Origin of the sequence: Allorhizobium sonneratiae (genome assembly GCF_023700755.1) — a bacterium.
GTDB lineage: Bacteria > Pseudomonadota > Alphaproteobacteria > Rhizobiales > Rhizobiaceae > Allorhizobium > Allorhizobium sonneratiae.
In genome coordinates, this window is sequence record NZ_JAMKOJ010000002.1 from 523,790 (window position 1) to 548,383 (window position 24,594).

24 protein-coding genes are annotated in these 24,594 nt (G+C 57.0%); 8 read left to right on the top strand and 16 right to left on the bottom strand.

The window, feature by feature from the left end; all coding sequences use genetic code 11:
* Positions 1-16 precede the first annotated feature (16 nt).
* The 9 genes from NAC44_RS05445 to NAC44_RS05485 all read right to left on the bottom strand — a co-directional run bounded on the left by NAC44_RS05445 (position 17) and on the right by NAC44_RS05485 (position 11,360).
* The gene (locus NAC44_RS05445; RefSeq protein ID WP_250938634.1) at positions 17-730 is read right to left on the bottom strand and encodes a CpaD family pilus assembly protein; all 714 of its coding nucleotides are present in this window, start codon (positions 728-730) and stop codon (positions 17-19) included.
* An 8-nt stretch (positions 731-738) separates the two neighbouring features.
* Complete coding sequence (locus NAC44_RS05450; protein WP_250938778.1) at positions 739-2,313, bottom strand: type II and III secretion system protein family protein; 1,575 nt, start codon at positions 2,311-2,313, stop codon at positions 739-741.
* Positions 2,314-2,339: 26 nt separating this feature from the next.
* Positions 2,340-3,149 (bottom strand): Flp pilus assembly protein CpaB, encoded by an 810-nt coding sequence (gene cpaB / locus NAC44_RS05455; RefSeq protein WP_250938636.1) that lies wholly within the window; start codon positions 3,147-3,149, stop codon positions 2,340-2,342.
* Between the two features lie 312 nt (positions 3,150-3,461).
* Positions 3,462-3,686, bottom strand: a complete 225-nt coding sequence (locus NAC44_RS05460; RefSeq protein WP_250938638.1) for an exopolysaccharide production repressor protein — start codon at positions 3,684-3,686, stop codon at positions 3,462-3,464.
* Between the two features lie 638 nt (positions 3,687-4,324).
* The gene (locus NAC44_RS05465) at positions 4,325-5,287 is read right to left on the bottom strand and encodes a 2-hydroxyacid dehydrogenase (protein WP_250938640.1); all 963 of its coding nucleotides are present in this window, start codon (positions 5,285-5,287) and stop codon (positions 4,325-4,327) included.
* Positions 5,288-5,308: 21 nt separating this feature from the next.
* Positions 5,309-6,937, bottom strand: a complete 1,629-nt coding sequence (locus NAC44_RS05470) for an ABC transporter ATP-binding protein (RefSeq protein WP_250938650.1) — start codon at positions 6,935-6,937, stop codon at positions 5,309-5,311.
* Positions 6,934-8,052: an ABC transporter permease gene (locus tag NAC44_RS05475; RefSeq protein ID WP_420839887.1), complete on the bottom strand. Its 1,119-nt coding sequence runs from the start codon at positions 8,050-8,052 to the stop codon at positions 6,934-6,936. Before NAC44_RS05475 ends, NAC44_RS05470 begins: the two co-directional genes overlap by 4 nt.
* Before the next feature lie 14 nt (positions 8,053-8,066).
* Positions 8,067-9,155, bottom strand: a complete 1,089-nt coding sequence (locus tag NAC44_RS05480; protein ID WP_250938652.1) for a microcin C ABC transporter permease YejB — start codon at positions 9,153-9,155, stop codon at positions 8,067-8,069.
* A gap of 357 nt (positions 9,156-9,512) precedes the next feature.
* Positions 9,513-11,360, bottom strand: coding sequence for an extracellular solute-binding protein (locus NAC44_RS05485; RefSeq protein ID WP_250938654.1), 1,848 nt, complete (start codon positions 11,358-11,360; stop codon positions 9,513-9,515).
* Between the two features lie 150 nt (positions 11,361-11,510).
* Here NAC44_RS05485 and mepA point away from each other — a divergent pair, with 150 nt between their 5' ends.
* The 5 genes from mepA (at position 11,511) to NAC44_RS05510 (ending at position 15,729) form a co-directional block, all read left to right on the top strand.
* The gene (mepA, locus tag NAC44_RS05490; protein WP_420839888.1) at positions 11,511-12,533 is read left to right on the top strand and encodes a penicillin-insensitive murein endopeptidase; all 1,023 of its coding nucleotides are present in this window, start codon (positions 11,511-11,513) and stop codon (positions 12,531-12,533) included.
* A 177-nt stretch (positions 12,534-12,710) separates the two neighbouring features.
* Positions 12,711-13,091: a methylglyoxal synthase gene (locus NAC44_RS05495; protein WP_250938656.1), complete on the top strand. Its 381-nt coding sequence runs from the start codon at positions 12,711-12,713 to the stop codon at positions 13,089-13,091.
* Between the two features lie 46 nt (positions 13,092-13,137).
* Positions 13,138-14,181, top strand: coding sequence for a glucokinase (locus NAC44_RS05500; protein ID WP_250938658.1), 1,044 nt, complete (start codon positions 13,138-13,140; stop codon positions 14,179-14,181).
* A 78-nt stretch (positions 14,182-14,259) separates the two neighbouring features.
* On the top strand, positions 14,260-15,072 hold the full coding sequence (gene dapB, locus NAC44_RS05505; RefSeq protein ID WP_420839889.1) for a 4-hydroxy-tetrahydrodipicolinate reductase: 813 nt from the start codon (positions 14,260-14,262) through the stop codon (positions 15,070-15,072).
* A gap of 21 nt (positions 15,073-15,093) precedes the next feature.
* Positions 15,094-15,729: a 2,3-bisphosphoglycerate-dependent phosphoglycerate mutase gene (locus NAC44_RS05510; protein ID WP_250938661.1), complete on the top strand. Its 636-nt coding sequence runs from the start codon at positions 15,094-15,096 to the stop codon at positions 15,727-15,729.
* Positions 15,730-15,897: 168 nt separating this feature from the next.
* On the opposite strand, the gene upp is transcribed toward NAC44_RS05510, so the two are convergent.
* The 5 genes from upp to NAC44_RS05535 form a co-directional block, all read right to left on the bottom strand.
* Positions 15,898-16,527 (bottom strand): uracil phosphoribosyltransferase, encoded by a 630-nt coding sequence (gene upp / locus NAC44_RS05515; RefSeq protein ID WP_250938663.1) that lies wholly within the window; start codon positions 16,525-16,527, stop codon positions 15,898-15,900.
* Positions 16,528-16,637: 110 nt separating this feature from the next.
* Positions 16,638-17,870 carry a phosphopentomutase gene (locus tag NAC44_RS05520; RefSeq protein ID WP_250938665.1) on the bottom strand — a complete coding sequence of 411 codons (1,233 nt, stop codon included), beginning with the start codon at positions 17,868-17,870 and terminating at the stop codon, positions 16,638-16,640.
* A gap of 76 nt (positions 17,871-17,946) precedes the next feature.
* Positions 17,947-18,501, bottom strand: coding sequence for a TadE/TadG family type IV pilus assembly protein (locus NAC44_RS05525; RefSeq protein ID WP_250938667.1), 555 nt, complete (start codon positions 18,499-18,501; stop codon positions 17,947-17,949).
* Positions 18,501-19,118 (bottom strand): TadE/TadG family type IV pilus assembly protein, encoded by a 618-nt coding sequence (locus tag NAC44_RS05530; protein ID WP_420839890.1) that lies wholly within the window; start codon positions 19,116-19,118, stop codon positions 18,501-18,503. Before NAC44_RS05530 ends, NAC44_RS05525 begins: the two co-directional genes overlap by 1 nt.
* 319 nt (positions 19,119-19,437) lie before the next feature.
* The gene (locus NAC44_RS05535) at positions 19,438-19,881 is read right to left on the bottom strand and encodes a pilus assembly protein N-terminal domain-containing protein (protein WP_420839878.1); all 444 of its coding nucleotides are present in this window, start codon (positions 19,879-19,881) and stop codon (positions 19,438-19,440) included.
* Between the two features lie 371 nt (positions 19,882-20,252).
* On the opposite strand from NAC44_RS05535, the gene NAC44_RS05540 reads away from it, so the two are divergent.
* Both NAC44_RS05540 and NAC44_RS05545 read left to right on the top strand, forming a co-directional pair.
* Positions 20,253-20,435 (top strand): Flp family type IVb pilin, encoded by a 183-nt coding sequence (locus NAC44_RS05540; RefSeq protein WP_250938670.1) that lies wholly within the window; start codon positions 20,253-20,255, stop codon positions 20,433-20,435.
* A gap of 104 nt (positions 20,436-20,539) precedes the next feature.
* Complete coding sequence (locus tag NAC44_RS05545) at positions 20,540-21,055, top strand: A24 family peptidase (RefSeq protein WP_250938672.1); 516 nt, start codon at positions 20,540-20,542, stop codon at positions 21,053-21,055.
* A 48-nt stretch (positions 21,056-21,103) separates the two neighbouring features.
* Here the strand turns inward: NAC44_RS05545 and pncB are convergent, their stop codons facing one another.
* Together pncB and iolG are read right to left on the bottom strand one after the other, a co-directional pair.
* The gene (pncB, locus tag NAC44_RS05550; protein ID WP_250938674.1) at positions 21,104-22,408 is read right to left on the bottom strand and encodes a nicotinate phosphoribosyltransferase; all 1,305 of its coding nucleotides are present in this window, start codon (positions 22,406-22,408) and stop codon (positions 21,104-21,106) included.
* 156 nt (positions 22,409-22,564) lie between these two features.
* Positions 22,565-23,554 carry an inositol 2-dehydrogenase gene (gene iolG / locus NAC44_RS05555; RefSeq protein WP_250938676.1) on the bottom strand — a complete coding sequence of 330 codons (990 nt, stop codon included), beginning with the start codon at positions 23,552-23,554 and terminating at the stop codon, positions 22,565-22,567.
* A gap of 119 nt (positions 23,555-23,673) precedes the next feature.
* Between iolG and NAC44_RS05560 the strand changes: the two genes are divergently transcribed.
* On the top strand, positions 23,674-24,510 hold the full coding sequence (locus tag NAC44_RS05560) for a MurR/RpiR family transcriptional regulator (RefSeq protein WP_250938678.1): 837 nt from the start codon (positions 23,674-23,676) through the stop codon (positions 24,508-24,510).
* Positions 24,511-24,594 lie beyond the last annotated feature (84 nt).

Below are 24,594 nucleotides of genomic sequence, written 5' to 3' on the forward strand. Positions count from 1 at the left end.
CGCTCCGGTTCTGTCTTTAGTTCGACGAGCTGGAAGACGAACTTGACGACGAGGTGGTCGAGGTATCCGTTCCGCTTTCAAAATTGGTAATGACCGTGGCGCGGCGCTCGGCATCGATGGGCGACATGCCACGCGGGGCGATCAGGTCGGTGGGGCTGGCGATCTGGGCAGCCAGATTGGCCTGGCTCGCACAGCCGAAATTTTCCCAGTTGCGGTTCTGCGAGATATTGTCCGACAGGTCTTCCGGCCATTGGCCGCAGGGCGCGACAGTGGCCGTCGTTGCCATATAGCTCAGGCGGATCGGGGCGGCATCGCCCGAAGGAGCAGCCGGATAGGTCTGCGTGACGATCCGCACGGCTGGAATGCCCTTGCTGACAAGCAGGCTTTTTACCCGTTTGGCCACCATGACAGCGGCTGTCGCATTGGGCGAGCCGCTTGGCACCATGATATCGACATAGCCGCTCGATGCATTGCGGTAATTCTGGCTAAAACCAGTGACCATATCGCTCATGCCCTGGGTCAGGTGACCGGAGCCGGGCGCGACAGGAAGCTCAATAGCGTGCTGTACATTGGTCACAACAATCGGATGTCGCGTCCGGTAATCGTCGGGAAGCGATCCGGTTGTCCCATCATCACGCGCGCCGCAGGCAGACAGCAGCGTAAGAGCGACCAAGCCGCAGCCGGCGCGCAACAGCAAAGCAGGTCGGTATTTGCAGTCATGGCTGTCCATGGTCGCCCTCATTTGTAAATAAACCCGACGGAGCCCTGATAACCACCGCTGGCTGTCGCTTCCTTGCGGCCATAGATCTTGTTGACGCGATTGAGGAAATACATGGCACTGTCACCGGTGGGGTTGAAATTGTCATCGGGCCGCTGCAGATCGTTGCGGGCAACCGGCCGCACCAGATAAGGCGTGGCAATGATGACCAGCTCGCTCTCATTGCGGACGAAATCCTTGCTGCGGAACAGCGTGCCGAGGATCGGGATATTGGCAATTCCCGGCAGGCCCGACATCGCCTGACGGATATTGTCCTGCACCAGACCGGCGATGACGATGGAGCCGCCGGAGGGCAGTTCGACCGTGGTCGAGGCCTCGCGCTTGCGGATGGACATATAGGTCTGGCCGGGAATGGAAGGATTGCCGCTGCCATTGACAACCGAACCTTCAAAGGTCGGCTCGGAAACATCGGTCTCGATCGCAAGACTGATGCGACCGGGAGACAGAACCACAGGGCGGAAGTTCAACTGGACCCCATAATCCACCGAGGAATTGGAGCGGGTCACGGTGGTTTTGCCGGTATCGCTGTCGGTGGAGATATCCTGACCGCTCGCCAGGCGATATTCGCCACCGACATAGAATTTTGCCTGCTCACCGGAAATGGCCGTCAGCGTCGGCTCGGCCAGGGTGCGCATGACGCCAGCCTGTTCCATGGCATTGATATAACCGGAAATGCCGAAACGGCCGATGGTCTTGGTCAGCGAGGCGGTTCCGCCGACATCGACGGCATTGCCGAGATTGGAGGGATTGGAATAGGTTATGTTGCTCGATCCGTCCGACAGGGATGCACTGAAGCCGAGCTGTTTCAGCACCTGACGGCTGATTTCGGCAACCGTCACCTTCAGCATCACCTGATCTTCGCCTTCGATGGTCAGAAGATTGACGATCTGCGATGTCTGGCGATCTTCCGCATAGATCGCCACGGCGCCAATGCCGCTGGCATTGCTGCTTGTGGCGGTTTCGTTACGGGTCGTAGCTTCACCGCCCTGCAGGAAGGCTTTGGCCAGGCTGATGGCCCGCGAGGAGTCCTGCGGGGTGCGCACCGTTCCTGTCAAAAGGACGTTGTCGGAAACGATTTCGACCTTGATATTGGAATCAGGAATGAAACGTTTGAGATTGGCCTCCAGCCCGGTGATATCCCGCTCCACTTCGAGATCGAGGCTGACGATTTCCCGCCCCTTGTCGCCGAAAACGAAAATATTGGTCTGGCCGACTTTCTTGCCGAACAAATAGATACGCCGGGATGTGCGGGTCACGGCATCAGCGATGGTCGGATCAGCCACCAGAATGTCATGCGCGTCTTCGGGCAGATCGACGACAAGCGCCTTGTTCAGACCAAGCTTGAGAGAGCGGTGTGCGCCCGGCCCCGATTGCGTGATGCGGATCAGGCTCTGGGTTTCGGCCGCTGCCGGTGTCGGCGCGCCCAAAAGACGGCCAGAACCTGCCGGCACGCCGAATGCCGTCAGGCCGATCGTTAACACGGAGCAGATCAAGCCGCGGAAAGCGGCGGAGCAGTGGGAACGAAGCGTCTTCATCATCGGCTTTCTCAGGAGAAACGTTTTCATTGCAGTGTGTCCTGCGAACTCTTGACGATCTGCCCGGATTTGATCACCTGCACCTGAGCGCTGGTGCCGTTTCTCTGGGAAAAATCATCGGTCGACGCCGTGTCCTTCTCCTGCGCATCGGCAATCGAGCGCAGGGCAAGTGTCAACCGCTCGGCCACTTCCTGGGCGGCGGCCAGGGTCATGGTCTGCTCGTCGGTCAGTTCGAGTGTCGCCGTAGTGCCGACGACGGCCTTGACGCCATCCTTCTTCTCCTCGATCTGCTGATCGATGGCGAGAACGCGGACATTGGACAGAACCGTTTCAGGGATATGCGTATCGCCTTCCCCCTTACGCACCATGATCACATCGACCCGGTCATTGGGGAGGATAAAGCCCCCGGCCCCGGTGGAGACCGTGATCGGCGTCGAAACGGCCCGCTTGCCCGCCGGAAGCAGGGCTGACAAGGTCCGGCTGGACCCATCGGCCACTTTTTCAAGACGGATCGGCTCACCTTCGAAAATCGGCATCCGGACAATCATCCCGTCCAGATCCTTGAGGGCATTGGCACGATTTTGGCTTGTGATGAAACCGTCGACGACGCCCCCTTTTGGCCATTGCATCCAACGCATGGTTTTGTCCGTCAAACGGGCACCGATCGGCAGGCTTTCCGAGGCCACAAGCACACCAATCATCGGTTCCCGCTCAAGCTTGGGCGCCGATTTCTCGACAACAACCCGCTTTTGGCCCATCAGCCCCATAGCCAAAACACCAGCCAGGCCTGCCGCCACGACTGCGACAAGTAAAATCACTACCCTGATTGGCTTCATTGCCCGGCCCCCGGAAATACGGATTCGTTTTATCCGAGAAGAGCAGGAATTCGTGTAATTATGGTTAACAAACGACTTACAACAAGATTTGCCCGTTGCACGCCTCGAGATCAGGAAGCCATCTGGCATTCGCCTGCATAAAATTCTGACACCGAGTGAAACTTAAGGCGAAACTTATGCAGCAAAAAGCCGGGCAGGATCTCCGGGAAAGAAAAAGCTGACTATATTTTATTGTGTTCACTCTGATTTTCTCTGACCCAGTCAGAGACACAAAACGGAATATTGCAACTCCATAAACAACAGAAATTATCGTCAAACAGCGTCATTTTTATTTATTTTGTCCCAACTACGCCGCATGTCACCTTTTTGCTGGCGCCGATGTCTCGTCTCGCGTGCCACCAACACGGCGATCGCAACAAAATACACCATCTGCAGCAAAACGCCCACGATCACAGTTTTAAATATCGTATCGGAGAGAGAACCGGTCACAACGTAAGTGAAAGCAGAAAAAAATATCATAACGACAAACATCACCATGAATATTCTGGATACCCGCATTCTCCACCCCCATCCACATTGTGATATATTATTATTTTTCCTTCGAAAAATAACAACAACTTTCCTTATATAAAATTTGATTTCTCAGATATAAATAATATAAATGCCAAATTCGGAATGAAAATGCTGAAATCTATTCAATGATTTTTTTTAATGATGTTATTATCACGTTATCGATACATTTTCTGCGCAACCTACTCCCAACCCGCTGCACATCCTTACAGCACCGTGCGCCAAATATGGCGCACCAAGGTCGCGGTAACGCTTTATTTTACGCATTTCCGGACATAAAACCGTTTCGCACTTTTCTCGGAACAATAGTTTCGTCGGTTGATTCTAAGATTTGCTACCCATTTACGAAATGGTTGATAACAAATGTCAAATCCATTTCACTCGTCTTAAATCGATGCCGATTTCAGCAAAATACAGTGAATTACTTTAACATAAGGCTGCGGCCAAAATAGAGGAGCAACCTTATCTCTTCCTTATCATAAAGACTAAATTTCGCTTCATTCAAAATGATACTGCTCAGATGAAGAGCGCATACACATGGTGTGCCATCATGCAATAACGGCATGCGTCACGACAAGGCATCAAAATGCGCCCACTATTCATCCTCAATAGCCGGACCAACGGTCCACGACATGCTGGAGTTCTTCACCCCGTTCATAACGCGTGAGCTGCGCCTCGACATGGGAAAACAGCACGCTCACATCAGAGGCCGCAGCCGCATGAGGTGTGATGACCACATTGTCCATGTTCCAGAGCGGGCTTTCGGGTAAAAGCGGCTCTTTTTCAAACACGTCCAGAGATGCTCCGCCGAGAACGCCTTTTTCCAGGGCCGCGATCACATCGGCCTCCACCTGACTGCCGCCTCGTCCGGCATTGAGAAAGACCGGCCTGCCAAGCGCGCCCTTCTGCCTGAGCTTGGCAAACAGGCTGCTGTCATAAAGCCCTCTTGTTTCCGCCGTCAGCGGCAACAATCCGACGAGAATGTCGGTTCGCGCCAGAAAATCATCGATATGGTCTTCGTCGAACGTTTCTATCCCGTCGATCTTTTTCAAACGCCGCGACCAGCCGACGACATCGAACCCCATCACCTTGAGCTTGCGAACCGCATCAAGCCCCAGAACACCAAGCCCCATGACACCCACCGTCACGTCGCAGGCCTCGGGCTGACGGATCACCTCGTGCCAGATTTTTTCCCGCTGCTGTCTTTGATAGAGCGGCATGTTGCGCAAATGGTAGAGACAGTTCAGCACCACCCATTCGCTCATCCGGTCCGTCAGGCTGCGATCGACAAAACGGATGATCGGCAGATCCGGCAGGCCGGGCAGGCTCAGCAGGTGATCGACGCCCGCACCACCGGAAAACAGAAGTTTCAGGCCCGGCGCACGGGAAAACAACGACGGGTCCGGTTTCCAGACCACGGCATAGGCGGCCTCGGACAGATCGCGCCCGGCATGGGCGGAATCGGCAAGATCAATGACCTCACGCCCGGGGAAAGCCCCCTTCAACGCCTCGCTCACGGCTTCGCGCGCGAATTTGAGATCGATCACCACGGGGCGTTTGTCTGTCATGGGAAGGTCCTGAAAGGCGTGTTACTGGCTGATTGTACCGGCCTTGATGGCCGTAAGATTGAAGGCGGCGGCGAGCAGAGCTTTGGTATAATCTTCTTTCGGCGTCTGGAAAATCGTTTCTGCCGGCCCCTGTTCGACAACTTTGCCGGCGCGCATCACGATCAGGTTATTGGCCAGCGCCCGCACCACCTTCAGGTCGTGGCTGATGAACAGATAAGCAAGCCGATGGCGTTGCTGCAGATCGCGCAGCAGATCGACCACCTGCGCCTGCACGCTCATGTCCAAGGCTGAGGTCGGCTCGTCCAGCATGACGAAGCGGGGCTTGAGCACCATGGCGCGGGCAATGGCGATGCGCTGGCGCTGACCGCCGGAAAACTCATGCGGGTAGCGAAAGCGTGTGGCGCTGTCGAGCCCCACCTCTTCCAGCGCTGCCGCGACACGCCGGTCCCGCTCGATGGCAGACAGGCCGCGCTCATGCACTTTCAGCCCTTCGGCAACAATGTCACCCACCGACATGCGTGGACTGAGCGCGCCGTAAGGGTCCTGAAAGACCACCTGCAGCCGATCACGCAACGGTCGCATCTGCTGAAAAGAATAGCCGTCTATGTTCTGACCGATAAAATGGATCGGCCCCTTGGAGGAGATCAGCCGTGCCAGCGCCAGACCGAGCGTCGTCTTGCCGGAGCCGGATTCGCCGACGACGCCGAGCGTTTCGCCCTCTCTGAGGCTGATATCGACACCATCCACCGCCTTGACGTGATCCACCACCTTGCGCAGGAACCCGGCCTTGACCGGGAACCAGACGCGGATATCCTTGCCCTCCATCACCACCGGACGGTTTGGATCGGCAACAGGCGGTGCGCCTTTCGGCTCAGCGGCCAGCAGCTTTTTCGTGTAGTCGTGCCGGGGAGTGGTAAAAATCGCCTCGACCGGCCCGGTTTCGACGATCTTGCCGCCAGTCATCACGCAGACCCGATCAGCAAATTTACGGACGATGCCAAGGTCATGGGTGATGAACAGCATGGCCATCCCATGTGCTTTGCGCAAATGCGCCAGCAATTCGAGGATCTGCGCCTGCACGGTGACATCGAGCGCGGTGGTCGGCTCGTCGGCGATCAAAAGTTTCGGACGGTTGGCCAGTGCCATGGCAATCATCACCCGTTGGCGCTGGCCGCCGGACAGCTGATGCGGAAAAGCATTGAGCCGCTTTTCCGGCTCACGGATGCCGACCTGCCGCAACAGTTCCAGCACCTTGTCGCGCGCCGCCTGCCGGGCCATGCCCTGATGCAGGTTCAAGACCTCGCCGATCTGCCGCTCGATCGTATGCAGCGGATTGAGCGAGGTCATCGGCTCCTGAAAGATCATGGTGATGTCGTTGCCACGCACCGCCCTGAGCTGCCGCTCATCCAGCCCCAGCAGGTCGCGGCCTTCAAACAGGATTTCTCCGCCGGGATGATGGGCAGCGGGATAGGGCAAAAGCTTCAGGATCGAGGCAGCCGTCACCGATTTGCCCGAGCCGCTTTCGCCGACCAGAGCCAGCACCTCGCCCGGTGCGATATCGAAGCTGATGCCGTCCACGGCAAGACTGTCCACGCCCCCCTGGCGAAAGGCGACCGAAAGATTGCGGACGGAAAGGATCGGCGCGCTCATTTGAAGGTCTTCCTCGGATCGAAGGCATCGCGCACGGCTTCACCGATAAAGATCAAAAGCGACAGCATGATCGACAGGGTGAAGAAGGCCGTCAGACCCAGCCATGGCGCCTGCAGATTGCGCTTGCCCTGAGCGATCAGTTCACCCAGCGATGGCGAACCCGGTGGCATGCCGAAGCCTAAAAAATCCAGCGAGGTCAGCGTGGCAATCGAGCCGGAGAGAATGAAGGGCAGAAAGGTCAGGGTCGCCACCATGGCATTCGGCAGAAGATGGCGGAACATGATCGTCCAGTTGCCGACACCGAGCGCACGGGCGGCGTTGACATACTCGAAATTGCGCGCCCTCAAGAATTCCGCCCGGACGATGCCGACGAAATGCACCCAGGAAAACAGCAGCATGATGCCGAGCAAAACCCAGAAACCCGGCGGCAGGATCGAGGCGATGATCAATAGAATATAAAGCACCGGCATCGACGACCAGATTTCGATGAAACGCTGCATCAGAAGATCGGTCCAGCCGCCGAAAAAGCCCTGAATGGCCCCCGCCGTCACGCCGATCACCGCTGAGGCCGCCGTCAGCGCCAGACCGAACAGCACGGAAATGCGAAAACCGTAAATCATCCGGGCCAGCACGTCGCGGGCCTGATCGTCGGTGCCGAGCCAGTCCATATTGCCGAGAATGCAGTTCGGGTCTTTCACCCCGAGCGGATAGGCCGAGCAGCGTTCCTCCTTGCTCATCAGCCAGAAGGGCCGGGTTGGAGCAGAATGGGGAATATAGGAATTGACCGTGTTGTAGGAATAGCGGATCGGCGGCCAGACCATCCAGCCATGCTCATCGATTTCCTTGGAGACGAAATCGGAGCGGTAATCGGTGACGGCGAGAAAGCCGCCGAATTTCGATTCCGGGTAATTGACGAAGATCGGAAACAGCAATTCGCCCTTGTAGGAGGCGATGATCGGCCTGTCATTGGCGATGAATTCCGCCCCAAGGCTCAAGACGAACAGGACGAGAAACATCCAGAACGACCAGTAGCCGCGGCGATTGGCGCGGAAATTGCCAAGCCGCCTCCGGTTGAGCGGCGAGAGGAACGGTTTTTTCTGCGGTGCTGCCACCATGCCGGTCTTTTCCATCACACATCCCTCCGCTCAAAGTCGATGCGTGGGTCGATCCAGGTATAGATCAGGTCGGAGAGGAGATTGACGCCCAGGCCGAGCAGCGAAAAAATATAAAGCGTGGCAAACACCACAGGATAATCCCGGTTGACCACCGACAGATAGCCCAGACGGCCAAGCCCATCGAGCGAGAAGATGTTTTCGATCAAAAGCGAGCCGGTGAAGAAGGCGGCGACGAAAGCGCCCGGTATGCCGGCAATGACAATCAGCATGGCATTGCGGAACACATGGCCATACAGCACCCGGCGCTCGCTTAAGCCCTTGGCGCGGGCCGTCACCACATACTGCTTCTTGATTTCCTCGATGAAGGAATTCTTCGTCAGCAGCGTCGTCGTGGCGAAGGCAGAGAGCAGCAGCGACAACAGCGGCAGGGTGAGATGCCAGAGATAATCGAAAATTTTCTGCCACCAGCTCAAGGCGGCGAAATTATCCGAGGTCAGGCCGCGCAGCGGAAACCAGTTGAAAAAGGAACCACCGGCAAACAGCACGATCAGCAGAATGCCGAAGAGAAAGCCGGGAACAGCATAGCCGACAATGATGACGCCGGAGGTCCAGACATCGAAGCGGGAACCGTCCATCACCGCCTTGCGGATGCCGAGTGGAATGGAAACGGCATAGGAAATCAACAGAACCCAGACACCGAGCGACACCGAAACCGGCATTTTTTCCAAAATGAGATCGATCACCGAGGTATTGCGGAAGAAGCTTTCGCCGAAATCGAAGCGGCTGTAATTCCACATCATCTCGACAAAGCGGGTGAGAGGCGGCTTGTCGAAACCGAACTGCTTGTTGAGCTTGGCAATCAGGTCGGGATCAAGCCCCTGCGCGCCGCGATAGGTTGAACCGCTGTCATTGCCGACCCCGCTGGAAAAATCCCCGCCGCCGGACAGGCGCTGATCGGCGCTGTCGCCCTGGCCGGACAATTGCGCCACTACCTGCTCGACCGGACCACCAGGGGCAAATTGCACGATGAGAAAGGAAATGCCCATGATGCCGATCAGGGTCGGGATCATCAGCAGCAGACGGCGCAGAATATAGGCGGCCATTATCCGCCCCTCCGGGTCATGTGGCCCGTTTCATTCCCGCCTTTGATGATGACGCCGGTTGCCATCGCTGTTGGCCCTGTCAATCGCTCTGCCTTTTCGTCTGTGATGAGCCCCTCCTACACATGGCCTGACCGGAATCGATTTCAGGAATCATGCAGGAGATTGAAACTGTTACCGCATCTGATCCACGTTTTGCAAACGCGGGATGCAGTAGTGGTAACCGCTGAAATGCGGCCTGCAAAGGGCAAAGCGAGAGCATCGTGCCGAAAACCGGTTCCCACTTTTCAACCGATGCTCTCAGATTTTGTTTCCGCATCGGTTTGTCCGAAAACCGGTGCCCACTTTTCGGCCGATGCTTTATTGCCCCACCTGTTTCGACCACCAGATATCGGGAAACCCGCTGGAATATTCCGGCAGGGCGGCGGGATGAGCAAACTTGTCCCAATAGGCATACCAGACCGTGCGCCGCGTATAGGAGGGCACGACATAGGCGCCGTTCAAAAGCAGACGGTCGAGCGCATGAACCGTATCGATCAGCGTCGGCCGGTCTTTGGCAAAAATAACCTGCTGCACCAGCGCGTCGATATCGGCGTCTTTAATACCGGCATAATTGCGCGATCCCGGCTGATCGGCGGCGGCTGACGTCCAGAAATCCCGCTGCTCATTGCCCGGATTGGTCGATTGGGACATGCCATAATAGACGACATCATAGTCGAAACTGCGCAGCCGGTTGAAAAACTGCGCCGAATCCACCGTGCGGATCGTGACATTGACGCCGATTTTCTTCAGATTATTGGCAAAGGGCAGCGCCACCTTCTCAATCGTCGGTCCATCCAGCAGAATTTCGAAGCTGAAGGGCTTGCCGGTTGTTTTTGAAACCATCTGGTTGCCCCTGAGTTCATAACCTGCTTTGGCAAAGAGGGCGATTGCCATGCGCAGATTGTCTCTGAGCTTGTCCGGGGTTTCACTGACCGGATTGCGATAGGGTTTCGTCAAAATTTCCGGGTCAACCGGCTGTTTCAGACCTTTGAGGATCTCCAGCTCCCGGCCTTGCGGCAGGCCGCTCGACGCAAGCTCGGTGCCATAAAAATAGCTGTCGATGCGTTTATAAAGGCCGAAGAAGATCGTCCGGTTCAATTCCTCGAAATCGAAGGCATCATTCAGCGCGCGCCGGACATTGACGTCCTTGAATTGTTCGCGCCGGGTGTTGAGCACGAAACCGACCATGAGGCCGGCATTGCGGTAATCATTCGGCAGCTCTTCCCGCTTGACGCGCCCCTCTTTCACCGCCGGAAAATCATAGGCGCGCTTCCAGCGCATGGCGGCATTTTCCAGCCACAGATCGGTGGCGCCGGAGCGGAAGCTTTCAAAGGCGACATTGAGATCAGTATAATAGGTATAGGTGATCGTGCCGAGATTGTTGGCGCCGATGTTGACATTGAGGTCCTTGCCCCAATAATCCTTGCGCAATTCATAGCGCACCCATTGGCCCGGCGAGAAGGCGGCGATGCGATAGGGGCCGGAACCCATGATCGGCTCCAGCGTGGTTTTGGATATATCGCGCGGCTTGCCGTCCGGCCCGTTTGCCAGCCACCAGTGTTTCGGCAGAATATCCAGCTCGCCGACAATGGAGGGCAATTCGCGATTGCCCTTCTGGTCGAAAGTGAAGGTCACTTCCCGCGCACCGGTCTTTTCCGCCTTCACCACATGGGCATAATAGGCGGCATAGGCCGGGTTCAGATCCTTGAACCGCTCGAAGCTGAAGACTACGTCTTCCGGCGTCACGGGCTGGCCATCGGCCCATGTCGCCTCCGGGCGCAGGCGGAACTTGACGAAGGAATAATCGTCCGGCCAGGCAACCGCCTCGGCCAACAGGCCATAGCTCGTTCCATCCTCGTCGAGCGAGGGTTTCATCAGGGTTTCTGTGACCAGAGACAGGCCGCCGCCAACAGACAGACGGGTGGTGACACCGCTGGCCAATTGCCCCTTGCCCGGCACCGGATTGAAACTGTCATAAGTACCGTCCGCCGTCAGCCTGACCGCGCCGCCTTTCGGCGCATCCGGATTGACGTAATCGAAATGTTTGAAACCGGGCGGATATTTCGGTGCGGTGATCACGCCGATGGCGTGATGCCAGATCAGCTCTTCGGCAAGAGCGGGTTGTGCAGCCAACGCCAGTAGGACAATGAAAAATCTGAAAACCACCCTGAACAAACGCCGTCCCCTGCTGATATCGAATCTTGCGAATGGGCGATCCTATAATAATGCGAGCGAAACGGGAAACCCTTCTCTGCCGCTGCGTTTCGCCGGACTGGCAAACGCGGTAAAGTGGTCAAAACGATTCGCGACGGCATGATGAGGTGGTCTGTGGCAAGGGGTTTTCATGTCTTCCGGCTGGGCGCAGCGCTTATGACGGCGCTGGCGCTGGGGCTTTCATCGGCAGCAGCGGATGAACCGGCCAAACAGGCCTTTGGCGCGGTGAAACTGCCAACGGCTGGACCACCGACCCCTTATGGATTTTATGCCAAGGGCTGCATGGGCGGAGCGGAAGCCCTGCCGACAGATGGCCCCACCTGGCAGGCCATGCGGTTGTCGCGCAATCGCCGCTGGGGCAATCCGGCCATGCTGTCTCTGCTTGAAAAGCTGTCGCGCGATGCAACGAAAATCGGCTGGCCGGGGCTTCTGGTCGGCGATATCGCCCAGCCGCGCGGCGGGCCTATGGTCAATGGCCATGCCTCGCACCAGATCGGGCTCGATGCCGATATCTGGCTCACCCCCATGCCTGCCCACCGTATGAGTGTGGCCGAGCGCGAAAGCCTGCCCTTCACCTCCATGTTGGAAAAGGGCAAGTTTCTCACCATCGATCCGCAGCACTGGACGCCAGCCCATGCGCGGCTTTTGATGCTGGCGGCGAGCTATCCGCAGGTTCAACGGATTTTCGTCAATCCCGCGATCAAGAAGAAGCTTTGCGAAAGCTGGACCGGCGACCGCAGCAATCTCGGCAAGATCCGCCCGATGTATGGACATGATTCGCATTTTCATATCCGCATCTTCTGCCCGGCAGGTGCGAGCGATTGCAAGCGGCAGGTGGCGGTCAATGCCGGTGATGGCTGCGACAAGACGCTCGCCTGGTGGTTTACCAGCGAGCCCTGGGCACCGGCGAAAAAGCCGCCCAATGCCAAGCCTGCGCCAAAACCGCGTGAGGTCATGGTATCGGACCTGCCGAAAGCCTGTGCGGCACTCTTGAACGCGCCTTCGGTGGCAAGCGAAAGAATGGCAACCTTCGGCGGGCCTTCGGCCTATACCGATCCCGCCAGCTATGCGCTCAAAGCCTCGGCAAAACTTCCCGTCCCATCGCCCACCTCTGCCCGGCCCTGATCAAGCCTGACGGCTTTCCATCGGCAAAACCTTGGTATAAGAGGCATTAAACGATTTAAAACCACAAGCGTTTTGATGACGCATTGCCGGTTTGGGTCTTTTTATGGGAGCATGTCACAGAGTGCATGGGGCAGGGACATGCTTGGGTAAGCCCTGAGCGCGCTTTGGAGGAGCCTGATGGCGGAGCGACGGAAAATCGCATTGATCGCGCATGACAAGATGAAGCTGAACATGGCGGAATTTGCCCTGAAGCATCAGGCCTTGCTGCAGCCATTCCAGATTGTCGCCACCGGCACGACCGGTACACGTGTTGCAGAGGCCTGCCCCGGCCTGAACATCACCCGGATGAAAAGCGGCCCGCTTGGCGGCGATCAGCAGATCGGTGCCATGATTGCCCAGGAAGAGGTGGCGCTGTTGATCTTCCTCGTCGATCCGCTCACCCCGATGCCGCATGATGTCGACGTCAAAGCTCTGATGCGGCTGGCCATTCTTTATGACACGCCCATGGCGCTCAACCTGGCCAGCGCTGATATTCTTCTGCCTGCCATTGCCCGATAGATTGCCGATAGACGCGCCTTACCGTCTTGCGAAAACTGGATTTGCCATGTCTCAGAGTTCCACCTCACACAGTTCAAAGCCTCACAGCGATCACCTCCCCTTTCCGGTTCTGATCGGCGATATCGGCGGCACCAATGCCCGGTTCTGGATCATTCCCGATGCCGAAGGCAAGCCGGTGGAATTTCCCACCCTGCATACGGCGGATTTTCCGACGATTGACGAGGCGATTGCGTCATCGGTTCTGGACAAGGCGGCGGAGCGGCCAAAATCAGCACTTCTGGCCGTGGCCGGTCCAATCCGTGACGATGAGATCCCGCTGACCAATTGTCCCTGGGTGATCCGCCCGAAACAGATGATCGACAAACTCGGCTTCACCGATGTCATGGTGGTCAATGATTTCGAGGCGCAGGCGCTGGCTGCCGCCACCCTTGGCAAGAGCGACCGTGAGCCCATCGGGCCGCTGGAAGACAGCAGCACAGCAACCCGTGTCGTTCTGGGTCCGGGCACCGGGCTTGGCGTCGGCGGCCTGCTTTATACCGAACATCGCTGGTTTCCTGTGCCGGGCGAAGGCGGCCATATCGATATCGGCCCGCGCAGCGCCCGCGATTACCAGATCTTTCCCCATATCGAGACCATCGAAGGACGTATTTCCGGCGAACAGATCATCTCCGGGCGCGGGATCATCCATCTTTACAAGGCCGTCTGTGCCGCCGATGGCAAGACACCGCAATGGAGCGATCCGGCCGATGTCACCGGCCATGCCCTGAACGGAACCGATCCGGTTTCGGTGGAAACCATGCAGCTTTTTGTCACCTATCTCGGACGTCTCGCCGGTGATTTCGCACTGACCTTCATGGCCCGCGGCGGAGTCTATCTGTCCGGCGGTATTTCGCAGAAAATCGTGCCATTGCTGAAAGGGCCGCATTTCCGCGCTGCCTTTGAAGACAAGGCCCCGCATTCGGCGATGATGAAGACCATTCCCACCTTTGTCGTCACCCATCCGCAGGCAGCACTTTCTGGCCTTGCACATTATGCCCGCAAGCCCGAAAAATACGGCGTGCGGCAGGAAGGGCGGCGCTGGCAGAAGTGAGCGTCAGACACAGATTGGCAAGACTGTTGAAGATATGACGGTAAGCATGAACATCAGGAGAAACAGATGACGGGGCCGATGAAGCTTGTGGTGGTCGGCGCAAACGGCCGCATGGGACAGGCGCTGATCCGGATCATCGCCGCAACCGAGGGCGCTGTGCTGCATGGGGCGGTTGGCCGTCCTGGCTCTGCTGCGATTGGCAAGGATGCCGGAGAACTGGCCGGGATTGGCCCACTTGGCGTTCCGGTCACCGAGGATGCTCTCTCCGCTTTCGTGCACGCCGATGGGGTGATCGATTTTACCCGGCCGGAATCCTCGGTCGAGTTTGCGGCACTGGCCGCTCAGGCACGCATTGTCCACGTGATCGGCACCACCGGCTGCACGGAAGAAGACGAGGATAAATTCCGCGCCAGCGCCCGTCATGCACGCGTAGTGAAATCCGGCAATATGAGCCTCGGCGTCAATCTGCTCTCCGTGCTGGTGAAACAGGCCGCAAAGGCGCTCGACGCCGCCGGCTGGGATATCGAGGTTTTGGAAATGCACCACAGGCACAAGGTGGATGCGCCCTCCGGCACCGCCCTGCTATTGGGCGAGGCGGCGGCTGCGGGCCGTGGCATCGATTTGCAGGATGCCTCCGTGCGTGTGCGCGACGGTTATACCGGTCCGCGTGAACAGGGTACGATCGGTTTTGCCACGCTGCGCGGCGGCTCGGTCATCGGCGAACATTCGGTGATCATGGCGGGCGAAGGCGAGCTCATTACCCTGTCGCACAGTGCCGGAGACCGGACGATTTTTGCCCGCGGCGCCGTCAAGGCCGCCCTTTGGGCCTTCGACAAGAAGCCCGGTCTTTACTCCATGCTCGATGTTCTCGGGCTTTCCCAAAACAGCTGACGATCGAAAAGGACACCCCCCATGACTGGTACGCTTGTACTTGTGCGCCATGGCCAGAGCGAATGGAACCTGAAAAACCTGTTCACCGGCTGGCGCGATCCCGACCTGACGGAGCTTGGTATCGAGGAAGCCCGCACCGGCGGTCAGGCGCTGGCCGATACCGGCATCAAATTCGATATCGCCTTCACTTCGGCGCTGACCCGCGCCCAGAAGACCTGCGCCATCATTCTCGACAAGGTCGGCCAGAGCGGATTGACGACCATCAAGGATCAGGCGCTGAACGAACGCGACTACGGCGATCTGTCCGGTCTCAACAAGGATGACGCAAGGGCCAAATGGGGCGAGGAACAGGTGCATATCTGGCGCCGTTCCTATGATGTGCCACCGCCCGGCGGCGAAAGTCTGCGTGATACCGGCGCGCGCGTCTGGCCCTATTATCTCACCGACATTCTGCCGCGCGTGCTGAAGGGCGAAAAAGTGCTGGTCGCCGCCCATGGCAATTCGCTGCGCTCGCTGGTCATGGTGCTGGACAAGCTCTCCAAGGAGGAGATCCTCAAGCTCAACCTCGCTACCGGCGTGCCGATGGTCTACACGCTCAACGCCGATTCCACCGTCGCCTCGAAAGAGGTGCTGGGCGACATGTCCGGCGCGCATTGATTGAACGTTTCAGGTCAAGGAGAGAGGCCCCGCATGCGGGGCCTTTCACGTCTGTCTACTGCATAAATCCTTAAATCGGGTGAGGTTTAAGGAGAAAATGATGCAGTAAATATAAAGCGTTACAGCATCCTTGGTGCGTTTTATAAAACGCAACCGCGCTGTAGGGCCTTATTTTGTGCCGTACATGCGGTCGCCAGCATCACCAAGGCCTGGAACGATATAGCCCTTTTCATTCAGATGGCTGTCGATCGAGGCGGTGAAGACCGGCACGTCGGGATGGGCTTTGCGGAAATTCTCAAGCCCTTCCGGGGCCGCCAGCAGGCAGAGGAAGCGGATATTGACGGCACCGCGCTCTTTCAGCTTGTCCACGGCGGCAATCGAGGAATTGCCGGTGGCCAGCATCGGATCGACGATGATGATCAACCGTTCGGACAGGTTTTCCGGCGCCTTGAAGTAATATTCGACCGGTTGCAGCGTTTCATGATCGCGATAAACGCCGATATGGGAGACGCGGGCCGACGGCACCAGTTCCAGCATGCCTTCCAGAAGCCCGTTTCCGGCGCGCAGGATCGAGGCGAACACCAGCTTCTTGCCTTCCAGCACCGGAGCCTGCATTTCCGTGAGCGGCGTTTCGATGGTTTCCATCGTCAAATCGAGGTCGCGCGTCACCTCATAGCAGAGCAGGGTGGAAATTTCCCGGAGCAGACGGCGAAAACCTGCCGTCGAGGTTTCCTTGCGCCGCATGATGGTCAATTTGTGCTGCACCAGCGGATGATTGATAACCGTTACGCCGTCCATGGCAAAACCTTCTTGTCTTTTTTTTCGTGATCTTTGTTTTTTCAAGAAATCCCGGTTCCGGCAAGAGGCTGGCTCTGCCCTTGGCTGCGAATCCCCAAAAGCTGCTGCCATCATACGGGATTGTGCAGAAAACTGCTCCCATAGCGGCCTTTGGCAATGCCAAGATGCGCGGCAATTGTCTCACCAATATCGGCATAGGTGCGGCGAATACCGATGGAACGGGCGCGAATGCCGGGACCGAAAGCAATGACCGGCACACGCTCACGGGTGTGGTCGCTGCCACGCCAGGTCGGGTCACAGCCATGATCGGCAGTGAGAACGACCATATCGCCTGGCTTCAGCGCGCCATACACCTCCGGCAGCCAGACATCGAAGGCTTCCAAGGCGGCGGCATAGCCAGCAACGTCGCGGCGATGGCCATACACCATGTCGAAATCGACGAAATTGGTGAAGACCAGCCCGCCGTCTTGCGCCGTCCTGATGATCTCGAGTGTCTTTTGCATCAGCTCGGCATTGCCATTGGCCTTGATTTCATGGCCTGTGCCACGATGGGCAAAAATATCGCCGATCTTGCCGATGGAGGTAATCGGCCGCTCAGCCTCGCTCAATCGGTCAAGCAGGGTGGCTTCCGGCGGCGGCACGGAATAGTCGCGGCGATTGCCGGTGCGTTCGAATGTGGACGCGCTTTCGCCGATGAAAGGTCGGGCAATCACACGGCCGATCCGATAGGGATCGAGAAGTGTCCGCACGGTCTCACAGAGTTTCAGTAGGCGCTCCAGACCGAAATGGCGTTCATGCGCGGCAATCTGGAAGACGGAATCGGAGGAGGTGTAACAAATCGGCTTGCCGCTTGCGATATGCTCTTCACCAAGCCGGGCGATAATCTCGGTGCCCGAAGCATGGCAATTGCCAAGCAGACCGGGGAGACCCGCCGTTTCGCAGATCTCAGCCACCAGTTCCGGTGGAAAGGCATCCCCCTCGCTGGCAAAATAACCCCAATCGAACATGACCGGCGAGCCGGCAATTTCCCAATGACCGGACGGCGTATCCTTGCCCCTGGAGATTTCATTGGCGGCACCGTAAAGGCCGAACACCCGCTCCGGCGCGGCCATGCCCGCCGGATAGGAACCGCTCGCCATCTTGGCGATTTCCATCAGGCCAAGTGCGGACAGATTGGGCAGGCATAAAGGACCGGCGCGCAGTCCATCCCGATCCCCGGCACCTGCGGCGCAAAATTCAGCGATATGCCCAAGCGTATCTGCGCCAAGATCATCATAGAGATCGGCATCGGGGGCTGCGCCGACGCCGAAGGAGTCCAGTACGAAAAGAAATGCCCGTGCCATTGCGTTTGCCATGCTGTGAGGTGATGTCCCTGAATATCGACTTCAGGTCGCCATGACAAACATGTAAAAGATATATTCAGCAATCACTACAGCTTATGGTGTCATTTTCGCGCTGGCGATAATAATAGTCGCGACCGATATTGATGGTTGCGACCGAACTGGTCAGATTTGGCAGATAGGTGATGATCTGATGCGGCACGCTGTATTCGGCATGAACGAAAAATGCGCCCGCCACGGCCATGTCTGTCGGCATCGTCCATGTCGAGCCGGCGGTATAGGGAACGGTGCCATCGGCAGACCATGACCAGGCCACGGTCGCCTTCAGATTGCTGTCCACCGATATGCCAGTAATCTTCAGCTTATAGCCTGTTGTCGTATAAGGCATCAGCATGGCCTGACCGACTGTGGGCATGGTCGATAAAAAGCTCTTGTTGACGGTGGAACTTTGCAAGGCGACGATATCGGCGATGGCGCTGGAGGTGGCAGTTACCCGCTGCGCGACGCTCATGGCGAGCGTCAGCTCGAAAGCGCCAAGATAGAGCAGCAGCAGAACAGGCACCAGAAGCGCAAATTCGACAGCCCCCATGCCTGATCGGTCGGTGGCGAGTTTTTTCAGCGCATCCTTGATCATCAATAGGCCTCGTTCTGAAATACCGATGTCGAAACAATGAGATAATCCGAATTCACGCTCTCGCTGGCGCGATGTATATTGGAAATATAAGGACGAATGATATCGGCCGTGATCGGCCAGAAGTAATAGGCCCGGAGCATCGTATAGGTGCTGGCCCCGCCCGGCGTGAAGGCAAAACTGCTGGTATCGAGACTGCCGGAAGAGGTTTTCGTGATTGATGTCGGAAGGGAGGAAAAGGCGGAAAAGCTGCGGACGTCCAGATAAAGACGGTCCGGGGTCGAGACCTCGCTGGCATCACAACTCAGAAGATAGGAAATTTCGTTGCAGAAAGCCTGACGGAACTGTGCTGAGGTCATATCCGTGGCGAGACCCTGATTATAGGTGATCGCCCCGGTACGGATCTCCCGGCCCAATTTATCGACGGCAGCATCAACCACATCCTGCGCGATATAGGCGATGAAGGTCTCGAAAATCGCAAAGACGATCATCAAATAAGGAATGGCCAAGATGGCAAATTCAATGGCCGCCGCCCCATCGCGAGAGGCGCGCAGCCGCTTCAGCATCCGCCACCAGCGGTACGATCGGCGGGAACCGGTTTTCATCATGACGGCGAACAATCCCCACTCTGCTGCCTGCCACCGCGCACCGCCAGCCTGTCCGGTGCAGCATCGTGACATGTATCACTACGGCCTTTTGCCTCGACTCTGTGTCTCGTCAGGCCCTGACCTTTACAGGAACGTTCTTGTCACAGTTCCACATCCAAACACTAGGATGCGATATATTGAATTTTCGTTGCAGTTTTCATTCAGTTTGCAGCCAATTTACCAATAACGGACAAAGGAATGAGATTGCCTTGACGGCGGGCTGCGGCATGAATTTTCGCTATGGCTTTAAAGAGTGACAGCAGGATGTGTCGGCATCTCCGATGCCTTACCGTTATTGAGTGCTGAGCTGTGAGGATGAAGAGGTCGTTGATGAACCGGCGGCAGAATTGCCGAGTTGTGTGCGCTTTTCACATTCAGGCGTACAGGAATATACGCTTCTGTCGGTCTGTTTGAAGAACAGCAATGTATTTTGTTCATCCAGCGACACCAGTACCCTGTCGTCGAGGATGGCCTGTCCATCATGATCGAGAAGTACAATATTGGTTGTGCCGAAACTGCGCCCGGTCAGGACAATCGTGCGGGCATCCGCCACAGTGACATCCGCGATCTTGTCATTGCCGACAATCACCTTACTCACCGGACGATCCAGCCGCAGGATACGCGCCTGATTCATAAACACCTTGAGCATGCCACCATCAGCGCAGGCCTGGCCAGCAAGACCCAGGACGCCCGCCACGGCAAGAGCCAAATGAAAACAAAGGGGCATCAGGCGCATGGACACAATCTCATTCCCTCGAACTGTGCCAATTTTGCCAAAAAATGGTTAAACAAAAATAAATAACTCACTCGCAGTCTATGGCTTTTCATGTCAAATAAACCTTCTCATTACGAAATAACATTCTTACACTCCGAAATAAACTAGCAATTGATTGGCAAAATCATTCCATTTTCTGCCTCTTTTAAAGGGAAATAAAATTTTATCTCTGAATTTCAGCTGAAATTAACCATTGAGAGTCCATTTTAGGGTTTAAAGTTTATTAACTGAATATCTTAAGCTGACGGCAACAGACGGCGCGTTAGTTTGGCTTCACCCGATCATCGGAAACAGTTGACGGCAACAACAGCTTTGTGGAGCAGGAGAAGAGCATGTCCAAGATTTTTGCGCGTTTCATGAAAGACGAATCCGGCGCGACCGCCATTGAATATGGTCTGATCGCAGCCCTTATTTCCGTTGCCCTGGTTACTGGTGCAACCACGCTGGGCTCCAGCCTGAACAACACATTCAGCAACGTATCCAACAAGATGACCGACGCCGCCAACAAGTACTAAGCGTGTCTGACCATCACGGTCGAAAGAGCCGCCTCGCAAGGGCGGCTTTTCTTTTGCACAACATGGCTTAAATCTATTCTCTCTTTGTCATTTGAAGGCATGTCATGCTGGCCCTGACCATCTGCCTGATCTTTCCGCTCTGTCTTGCGACAGCCGGCTTTACCGATCTGTTCGAGATGAAGATCCCGAACGCCATTCCTTTGTTAATGATTGCCGGTTTTATGCTGGCCACCCTGGCCACCGGTCTACCGATTGCTACAGTGGGGCAACATCTACTGGCCGGACTGATCGTCTTCATCGCTTGCTTTGCCATGTTTGCCATTGGCGTCATGGGGGGCGGCGATGCCAAGCTGTTGACGGCTGCTGCACTCTGGTTCGGTATGACGATGGGTCTTGTGCAATTCATGATCATGGTGGCCATTGCCGGTGGCCTTTTGACCCTTGCCATCCTTCTGATCCGCAATCAGGCAAACACGTTGATGGCGCTTCGCATTCCCTTGCCGCGCTCGATCACGATGGAAAAGAAAATCCCTTACGGTATCGCCATTGCCATTGGCGGCTTTCTCACGGCGACGCAATCGCCGCTGATCGAGGCGGCACTGAAATCGGCAAATCTTTGATTGAAAATCTTGATCCCGATAAATCTGTCTGCAGGGCCTGACGGCGCCTCAGACCCGGACAATCTGTTCAACCCGGTCCTGCGAGCCGAAAAACCGCAGGTAACGCTCCACCTCTGAAGTCTCGCCGGTGGCTTTCAGCGGGTTGTCGGAAAGCTTGACCGCCGGTCTGCCATTGGCCTCGCTGACCTTGCAGACAATTGAAATCGGCTTCAGCCCGGCAAGCTCACTCGGCGCGCAACCGATGAAATCATTGGTGAGGTTCGTGCCCCAGCCGAAGCTCATCCGCACGCGCCCCTCGAAATGACGATAGGTCTCGATAATGGCATCGACATCGAGGCCATCGGAAAAGATCAGCAGTTTCTGCCTTGGATCACGGCCCATCTTCTTCCACCAGGCAATGATTTTATCGCCGCCCTCGATGGGAGGGGCGCTGTCGGGGCGAAACCCGGTCCAGTCCGCCACCCAGTCCGGCGCATCGCGCAGAAAGGCCGCCGTGCCGAAAGCGTCCGGCAGGACGATCAACAGATTTCCATTGTAAAGCTTGTTCCAGTCCTGAAGCACCTTGTAGGGGGCGAAGGCCAGGTCTTCATCGCTTTTCGCCAGTGCCGCCGTCACCATGGGCAGTTCATGCGCATTGGTGCCGACCGCCTCCAGATCGGAATCCATCGCAAGCAGCACATTGCTGGTGCCGGTAAAGGCATCGCCAATGCCCTCCTTCAGTGCCTCGACGCACCAGCGCTGCCAGAGAAAACTATGACGGCGACGGGTGCCGAAATCGGAAATACGCAGGCCCGGCAGGGTTTTCAGCCGCTCCACCTTCTCCCACATCTTTGCCTTGGCTCTGGCATAGATGACATCAAGGGTGAAATAGCCAAGCGAATTCAAGGCCGCACGGCTGCGCAGCTCATTGATGATGGCAAGGGCTGGAATTTCCCACAGCGTCGTTTCCATCCAGCGTCCGCGAAACGTCAGCTCATATTGCCCGTCGCGCTTCGACAGCTCATAAGGCGGCAGGCGGATGGTGGAAAGCCAGGCGAGAAATTCCGGCTCGAAAATCTGGGTGCGGCCGTAAAATGTGTTGCCCGCCAGCCAGATCAGTTCCTTCTTGGCAATGGACAGGGTGCGCACGTGATCGAGCTGGGCGCGCAGCTCCCCTTCATCGATCTCGTCGGCCAGCCGCACTCTGGTCGTGCGGTTGATGACGCTGAATGTGACATCAACATCCGGATACAGCTTCCAGATCATCTGCAACATCAGCAACTTGTAGAAATCAGTGTCCAGCAGGCTGCGGACAATGGGGTCGAGCTTCCAGGCGTGGTTATAGACCCGCCTTGCAATATCGGTTTTGGCCATAGTCCTCGCCCGTACCCGCTGTCATGCGCCAAAGGAAATCATCATGGATGACGGTTTCGTGAGCACTTATCAAAAAAACAGGCGGCATTGTCCAGAGCGGCCCTGGAGATTTTTCTTCACGACCGCTCCGAACCTTCCGTCCGAATGCGCCAGACGTTAAAGCGTGATGACGCTGCGGTTTTTTGCCGATTGCAGGGCGGCATCGGCAATCTTGAGGGCAATCAACCCATCCTCGATCGAGGGCGACGGCGTGGCATTGTTTTCAATGACATCGAGAAAAGCGGTGATTTCCGCCGCATAGGCCGCCGTATAGCGGGTCATGAAGAAATCATAGAGCGGCGGGCGGGTATAGCCATTGCCATTGGCGATTTCGATGGAGACAGGCCGCTGGTTTTCCGCCGCGACCGAGCCTTCCGAGCCGTGCACCTCAATGCGCTGGTCATAGCCATAGGAAGCGCGGCGGGAATTGGAGATCACCGCCTGACGACCGCTTGCCGTCGTCAAAATGACGCTGGCGCTGTCATAATCGCCGAGCGTGCCAATTTCGGGATCGACCAGAACCGAGCCGGTGGCGGTGACGGTTGAAATCTCCTCGCCCAGGAGAAACCGCGCCATGTCGAAATCATGAATGGTCATGTCGCGGAAAATGCCGCCTGAGACCTTGATATAGGATGGCGGCGGCGCACCGGGATCGCGGCTGATGATCGTCACCATCTCGACCTTGCCGATGCGGCCATCGTCGATCGCTTTGCGCACGGCCTGAAAATGCGGATCGAAACGGCGGTTGAAGCCGAGCATCACCTTGCCACCCGTGGCGCGGACCACCTCGGCGCAGGCCTCCGCCCGCTTGACATCGAGATCGATCGGCTTTTCGCAGAACACCGCCTTGCCAGCCCGGCAAAAGCGTTCAATCAGGTCGGAATGGGTGTTCGTCGGCGTGCAGATCAGCACCGCATCGATGGAGGAATCGGCCTCAATGGCCTCAATCGTCTGAACGGCAGCGCCCGTTGCCTCGGCAATGGCCTCGACCGCACCCGGCATGGGATCGGCAACGGCGGAGAGAACCGCGCGCTTGTCCTCGGAAATGGCACGGGCATGAACCTTGCCAATACGCCCAGCGCCCAGAAGGGCCAGTTTCTTCACCATGATCGCTCCTCCCGCCGCATTCCGTTACAGAATGTCGGCGCTCCTCTTTCCTGTGGAATATATGTTCCATTTTGCTAGAATGAGTTCAGGTTTATGTCAAGCTGAAGGATGAGATGCGTATGGCGAATGGGTCGGAGGCGGCAGCACAGGCAGCGCCGGTGACATTGAAGGCGTTCGAGGACAGGCTGATCGAGATTGCCGACACATTGCCGAAACGGCTCAAGCAATGCGCCGATTATGTGGCCGCCAACAAGGACAGGATTGCGGTCTCGACCGTTGCGGAAATGGCCGATGGCGCCGGCGTCCAGCCTTCAGCCTTCATGCGCTTTTGCCAGATTCTCGGCTTTTCCGGCTTTTCCGAGATGCAAAAACTGTTTCGCGAATCCTATGTCGGTGGCTGGCCGGATTATTCCACGAGGCTCAATCATCTGCGTGAAAGCGAAAGCGGCAGCCCCGCAGCCCTTCTGGCCGAATTTGCCGAGGCCGGGCGGATTTCGCTCGAAGGACTGCTGAAAACCGTGGACGATCAGGTGCTTGATCAGGCCGTCACCATGCTGGCACAAGCCGGAACCGTGCATATTGTCGGCCTGCGCCGGTCCTTTCCCGTAGCAAGCTATCTGGCCTATGCGCTGGAAAAAATGGGCGTTCCCGCCATGCTGCACAGCGGCGTCGGCAAACTGGAGAGCCGCCATGCCATTCGCACGGGCGATGCGCTGCTCGCCATCAGCTTCTCGCCTTATTCGACGGAAACCGTGGAACTGGTGGATCATGTCACTGAACGCCATATTCCGGTCGTGGCCATCACAGACAGCATTGTCAGCCCGATGCGCAAGCTGGAGGCCATTACCCTTTCCGTGTCCGAGGTGGATTTCGGTGCGTTTCGTTCGCTGTCGGCAACGCTCTGTCTGGCCATCACCCTTGCGGTTGCGGTGGGCACGGCGCGGCAGAATAATTGAATAATTATGTTGAAAGGGTAAAAAATAGAATATATCATCCATTTCATACCATAAGAGCCGGTTTGACAAGGCTGGCCATGCTCG